Source organism: Streptomyces hirsutus (assembly GCF_001418415.1).
Lineage (GTDB): Bacteria > Actinomycetota > Actinomycetes > Streptomycetales > Streptomycetaceae > Streptomyces > Streptomyces hirsutus.
Genome location: NZ_LIQT01000487.1, coordinates 1 through 5,423, shown reverse-complemented (window position 1 = coordinate 5,423; position 5,423 = coordinate 1). Strand labels below are relative to the sequence as shown.

The window sequence follows — 5,423 nt, the reverse complement described above, 5'->3', positions numbered from 1 at the left end:
CGCCCGCTGGACCTCACCACCGGGGCGTCGGCGGCGGACTTCCACGCGGCGCTGTCCCGGGCACTGGCCGACGACACCTGCGACGCCCCGGTGGTGAGGTCCAGCGGGCGGTGCGGGCGCAGCCCTTCGGCGAGGCAGGCGTCGTAGGTGAGCAGCCCCAGGGACTCGGAGTTGCCCAGGATCGCCACCCGGGGTCCGGACGGCAGCGGCTGCCGGGCGAGCAGCAGACCCGCGTCGACCAGTTCCGTGATGGTGTCCACCCGGATCACCCCGGCCTGCCGCAGCAGCGCGGAGACGGTGGCGTGGGGCAGGCGCGTCGCGCGCACGGCGTGCCCGCGGGGTCCGGAGCCGTGACGGGCGCCCTGGACCACGACCAGGGGCTTCACCGCCGCGGTGCGGCGGGCGAGGCGGGTGAACTTGCGGGGGTTGCCGATGGACTCCAGGTACATCAGGGCGACATCGGTGTCCGGGTCGTCGTACCAGTACTGCATGACGTCGTTGCCGGAGACGTCGGCCCGGTTGCCGGAGGACACGAAGGTGGACACGCCCGTGACACCGGTGACTCCCCCGCCGCGCCGGTGCAGCCGTGACAGCAGGGCGATGCCGATGGCTCCGGACTGGGCGAACAGGCCGATGCGGCCGGGCCGCGGCATCTGCGGCGCGAGCGAGGCGTTCAGGCGTACCTCCGGGGAGGTGTTGATGACGCCGAACGCGTTCGGTCCGATGAGCCGCATGCCGTACGAGCGGGCCTGGCGGACGAGGGCGCGCTGGCGCTCGCGGCCGTCGGGGCCCGCCTCGGCGTACCCGGCGGACACGACGACGATCCCCTGCACCCCGTGTTCGCCGCATTCGGCCACGGTCTCGGGGACGTCGTCGGCGGGCACCGCGACGACGGCGAGGTCGACCGGGCCGTCGATGTCCCGCACCGAGCGGTGGGCGGGCACCCCGGCGGCTCCGTCGAGTTCCTTCCGCTCCGGCGGGAGGGCCTTGTTCACGGCGTACAGGCGGCCGGTGAATCCGGCGTCCCGGATGTTGTCGAGGAGGCTGCGGCCCACGCCGCCGGGCGTGCGGCCGGCACCGATGACGGCGACCGAACCCGGGGCGAGCAGCCGCTGCACCGAGCGGGCCTCGGCGCGCTGCTCGCGCGCCTGCTGCACGGCCAGGGAACGGTCGGTGGGTTCGAGGCCGAACTCGAGGCGGACGACCCCGTCCTCGAAGCTGCGCTTCTGGGTGTACCCGGCGTCCGTGAACACCTTGATCATCTTGCTGTTGGCCGGCAGCACCTCGGCGGCGAACCGGCGGATGCCGCGCTCCCGGGCGACAGCGGCGATGTGCTCGAGCAGGGCGGAGGCGATGCCCCGGCCCTGGTGGGCGTCCTGCACGAGGAAGGCGACCTCGGCCTCGTCGGCCGGCGACGACGCGGGCGCTCCGTCGGGGCCGATCCGGTCGTAGCGTACGGTGGCGATGAACTCACCGCCCACGGTGGCCGCGAGTCCCACCCGGTCCACGAAGTCGTGGTGCGTGAAGCGGTGCACGTCCTTGGCCGACAGGCGGGGGTAGGGCGCGAAGAAGCGGTAGTACTTCGACTCGTCCGACACCTGCTCGTAGAAGCTGACCAGACGCTCGGCGTCGTCGACGGTGATGGGGCGTACGCGCGCGGTGCCTCCGTCGCGCAGCACCACGTCGGCCTCCCAGTGGGCGGGGTACTCATGCCGGTCCGAGGAGGTCTGCATGGCCCCCAGAGTACGGCTCGCGTACGGTGACGGCGCGAGGCAGTCCGCGGGGCACGGGCCCGGACCGAGGCCGCGGTCGGGTGCCGACGGGGAGCGTGAGCGGGTGCCGCTCCCGGCACCACTTCCGGGGCCGCTCCCGGCACCGCCTCCGGGGCCGCTCCCCGACATGGTTCACCATATGGGAAACTGGTCTAGACAACCTGAACTCCGAAGGGCAGCAACACATGGCTGAGCGCCGCGTCAACGTCGGCTGGGCCGAGGGCCTCCACGCCCGCCCCGCCTCCATCTTCGTCCGATCCGCCACGGCCACCGGCGTCCCGGTGACGATCGCCAAGGCCGGCGGCAACCCCGTCAACGCGGCCTCCATGCTGGCCGTTCTGGGCCTGGGCGCCCAGGGCGGCGAGGAGATCGTCCTCGCCTCCGACGCCGAGGGGGCCGACGCCGCCCTGGACCGGCTGGCGAAGCTGGTCTCCGAGGGTCTCGAGGAGCTCCCCGAAACCGTCTGATTTCTGCGCCTGAGCCGGCGCCGCTCTCGCGGAACCGGTTGCGCGCCGTCCGGGTTCCTCAATTGATGGTTACGGTGCTCTGTGGCTCACAGATACCGACCCGCACCACCGAAAGGCCTGCCCGAATCACCGGGCGGGCCTTTCTCTTTCCCTTTTCGCGCACAGCAAGAAATGCCTTGGAATCGCGCTCCCTTTTGTATACGGCACCCGTGTTAAGAGCGCAGGCTCGGCGTGTTTACGGGATGTTGCGAGTTCCTCACGCCCTCCGCGCGGGCCGTCCGGTCCGCGCGCTCGGCCCCGCCGGCCCCGGCGGTGAAGCGCAGGCGGTGGGCGGCGGCGGCGCGCTCGGTGTGCAGCGCCATGACCGCACGCGCGCGCTCGCCGTCCCCGCGCACCACGGCGTCCACGACCGCGCCGTGCTCCGCCCAGCACTCCGCGGGGTCCCTCGTCCCCCGCACCTCGTACATCCAGCCGATCTTGTGCCGGAGCCGGATCAGCGTCGACGTCAGCGCCGGGCTGCCGGACGCCTGGGCGAGCGTCTCGTGGAACCAGCCGCCCAGGGAGCGCAGGTCGTCGCTGTGGCCCTGGCGGGCCCGCTCCTGCCCCAGCCGGACCAGGCCGCGCAGCACCTTCAGGTGGGCCTCGGTGCGGCGCTGCGCGGCGCGGGAGGCTCCGAGCGGTTCCAGCAGCAGCCGCATCTCCAGCAGGTCGGCGGCCTCCTGCTCGGTGGGTTCCGCGACGCACGCGCCCGCGTGGCGCCGGGTCACCACGAAGCCCTCGGCCTCCAGGGTGCGCAGGGCCTCCCGGACGGGGACGCGCGAGACGCCGTAGCGGCGGGCGAGGAGTTCCTCGGTGAGCCGGCCGCCACGCTCGTAGACACCCGAGACGATGTCGTCCCGGATCGCCGTGCACACCGAGTGCGCCGGAATACGCATGACCGACCTCCGAATTAATCCCCGCATAACGTCAACGGGCGACGCCTGTTCCGTGACTCTATTGCAACGCGCGGGAATTTCCGACGGCGAGCCGGAAATCATGTTCGTTTTTTGGACAACGGGCGGCCCGCCGGAAACCTCGAAAGCCCCGGCCCGCAGAGCGGTCCGGGGCCATTCCACGGAAAGCGGACACCCGCGGTGTCAGGGGATCACGCGGACGTCGAGGTGCGTCCGGAGGCCGGGGGGTACGTGCCCGGTCAGAGGTTCGCGCCGTGCGCGCGGAGGTACGCGACGGGGTCGATGTCGGAGCCGTACTCGGCGGTGGTGCGGGCCTCGAAGTGCAGATGCGCGCCGGTGACGTTGCCGGTGGCGCCGGAGACGCCGATCTGCTGTCCCGGGGCGACCTGCTGGCCCACCGAGACACCGACGGACGACAGGTGGCCGTACTGGGTGTACGTGCCGTCGTGCATCTTGATCACGACCTGGTTGCCGTAGGCGCCGCCCCAGCCGGCCTCGACGACGGTGCCCATGCCGACCGAGAGCACGGGGGTGCCGCTCGCGGCGTGGAAGTCGACACCGGTGTGGCTGCCGGAGGACCAGACGGCGCCGCCGGACAGGTAATCGGTCGAGACGTAGGAGCCCGCGATCGGGGACACGAAGGTGTTGAGACGCTTGCGCTCGGCCTCCCGCGCGGCGCGTTCCTCGGCCTCGCGGGCCCTCTCGGCCTCCTCGGCAGCCCTCTCCCGGGCAGTTTCCTCGGCGGCTTCGCGGGCGGCGGCCTGGGCCGCTTCGCGTGCGGCCTCGTGCTGGGCGGCCGCCTGGGCGTCGACCTGGGCGGCGGCCTCGTCGCCCAGGGTGATCACGGGGGTGAGGCCGGTCTGTTCCGCGAGGGGTTCGGCGGCGAGCGCCGGAGCCGCGAGGGAGCCGATGACACCGGTGGTGGTGAGGGCCGCGACGCCCGCCACCTTGGCGGTGCCGCGATGCACGCGGCCGGGACGGCGGTGCTTCCCGGGGGCGCGGGTGAACGCCATGTACAGGGTGGTCCTTTCCTTCCCTCTCGCCTACCGGGTTAGCTGACGGGTTCGGAGCAGGAAGGTCTCCTACGGGCCCCCTCGCGACACGCGCGGGCGTCCGATTCACCCCAGGGACGGTTGGGTCCCCGGCTCCCCCGGCTCGCGCCGTAGGGGGACTCGGCGATGACTGTCCGGTGCCGCGGGTGCGGCGCACTGCCCGACGAACAGACCGCATGAAGCTAAGCGGGACACGTTTCAATTCCCAAACGAATCCCGGCTTTTGTAGCGCATCCCACAGGGCATACAGGCATCTCCCACCCCAATCCGGGCATAAGCGGGCCCTGGTGACTTTCACGTCACCAGGGCCACGCGCAGGTGCGCTCCGCCGGGTGTCCGCAGGGCCCTCGCAGCAGACTGCCTCCCCGCGGCATTCCGGTCGCTGACGGGCCGTCTACTCGGCGGCCACCACGGCGACTTCGCCGATGCCGAGCGCCTCGACGGGCTCCTTGATCTTCGCCGCGTCGCCGACCAGCACCGTCACGAGACGGTCCACCGGGAAGGCGTTCACCACCGCCGCGGTCGCCTCCACGGTGCCGGTGGCGGCGAGCCGCCGGTACAGCTCGGCCTGGTAGTCGTCGGGCAGGTGCTGCTCCACCTGGTCGGCCAGGGTGCCGGCGACGGCTGCGGCGGTCTCGTACTTGAGCGGCGCCACACCCACCAGGTTCTGCACGGCGACGTCGCGTTCGGCGTCGGTGAGGCCCTCCGCGGCGAGGGTGCGCAGCACCGTCCACAGGTCCTGCAGGGCGGGTCCGGTGTTCGGGGTGTCGACGGATCCGCTGATGGCGAGCAGCGACGCGCCGGTGCCGTCCGGGGCGGACCTCAGAACCTGGGCGAACGACCGTACGCCGTAGGTGTAGCCCTTCTCCTCGCGCAGGACGCGGTCCAGCCGGGAGGTGAGGGTGCCGCCGAGGCAGTAGGCGCCGAGCACCTGCGCGGCCCACACACGGTCGTGCCGGTCCGCTCCGACGCGGCCGATGAGCAGCTGCGTCTGCACGGCGCCGGGGCGGTCCACGATCACGACCCGGCCGGTGTCGTCGGCGACGACCGGCGGAACGGGCCGCGGCTGGGCGGCCGATCCGGTCCAGGCACCGAGGGTGTCGCCGAGCAGCTCGTCCAGGTCGGTGCCGGTGAGGTCGCCGACGACCACCGTGGTGGCGGTCGCGGGGCGGACGTGCT

At 72.7% G+C, this 5,423-nt stretch carries 5 protein-coding genes and 1 riboswitch; of the genes, 1 reads left to right on the top strand and 4 read right to left on the bottom strand.

Features of this window, described 5'->3' with window-relative positions:
• A partial coding sequence (locus AOK11_RS31975) for a GNAT family N-acetyltransferase (protein WP_240497567.1) occupies window positions 1–1,733 on the bottom strand: 1,733 nt, incomplete at its 3' end.
• A 224-nt stretch (window positions 1,734–1,957) separates the two neighbouring features.
• Here AOK11_RS31975 and AOK11_RS31970 point away from each other — a divergent pair.
• Complete coding sequence (locus tag AOK11_RS31970; protein WP_042172977.1) at window positions 1,958–2,239, top strand: HPr family phosphocarrier protein; 282 nt, start codon at window positions 1,958–1,960, stop codon at window positions 2,237–2,239.
• Between the two features lie 212 nt (window positions 2,240–2,451).
• Here AOK11_RS31970 and AOK11_RS31965 read toward each other — a convergent pair whose 3' ends face one another.
• From AOK11_RS31965 to AOK11_RS31955, 3 genes are all read right to left on the bottom strand, one after another.
• Window positions 2,452–3,174, bottom strand: coding sequence for a GntR family transcriptional regulator (locus AOK11_RS31965; RefSeq protein WP_055597186.1), 723 nt, complete (start codon window positions 3,172–3,174; stop codon window positions 2,452–2,454).
• 257 nt (window positions 3,175–3,431) lie between these two features.
• Window positions 3,432–4,205: a M23 family metallopeptidase gene (locus AOK11_RS31960; protein WP_055597185.1), complete on the bottom strand. Its 774-nt coding sequence runs from the start codon at window positions 4,203–4,205 to the stop codon at window positions 3,432–3,434.
• Between the two features lie 12 nt (window positions 4,206–4,217).
• Window positions 4,218–4,380, bottom strand: a riboswitch (cyclic di-AMP (ydaO/yuaA leader).
• 258 nt (window positions 4,381–4,638) lie between these two features.
• A partial coding sequence (locus AOK11_RS31955) for a M16 family metallopeptidase (RefSeq protein ID WP_167353859.1) occupies window positions 4,639–5,423 on the bottom strand: 785 nt, incomplete at its 5' end.

Coding starts and splice junctions, on each gene's coding strand:
- AOK11_RS31960 (WP_055597185.1), bottom strand. CDS start 4,205: ATGGCGTTCACCCGCGCCCCCGGGAAGCACCGCCGTCCCGGCCGCGTG.
- AOK11_RS31965 (WP_055597186.1), bottom strand. CDS start 3,174: ATGCGTATTCCGGCGCACTCGGTGTGCACGGCGATCCGGGACGACATC.
- AOK11_RS31970 (WP_042172977.1), top strand. CDS start 1,958: ATGGCTGAGCGCCGCGTCAACGTCGGCTGGGCCGAGGGCCTCCACGCC.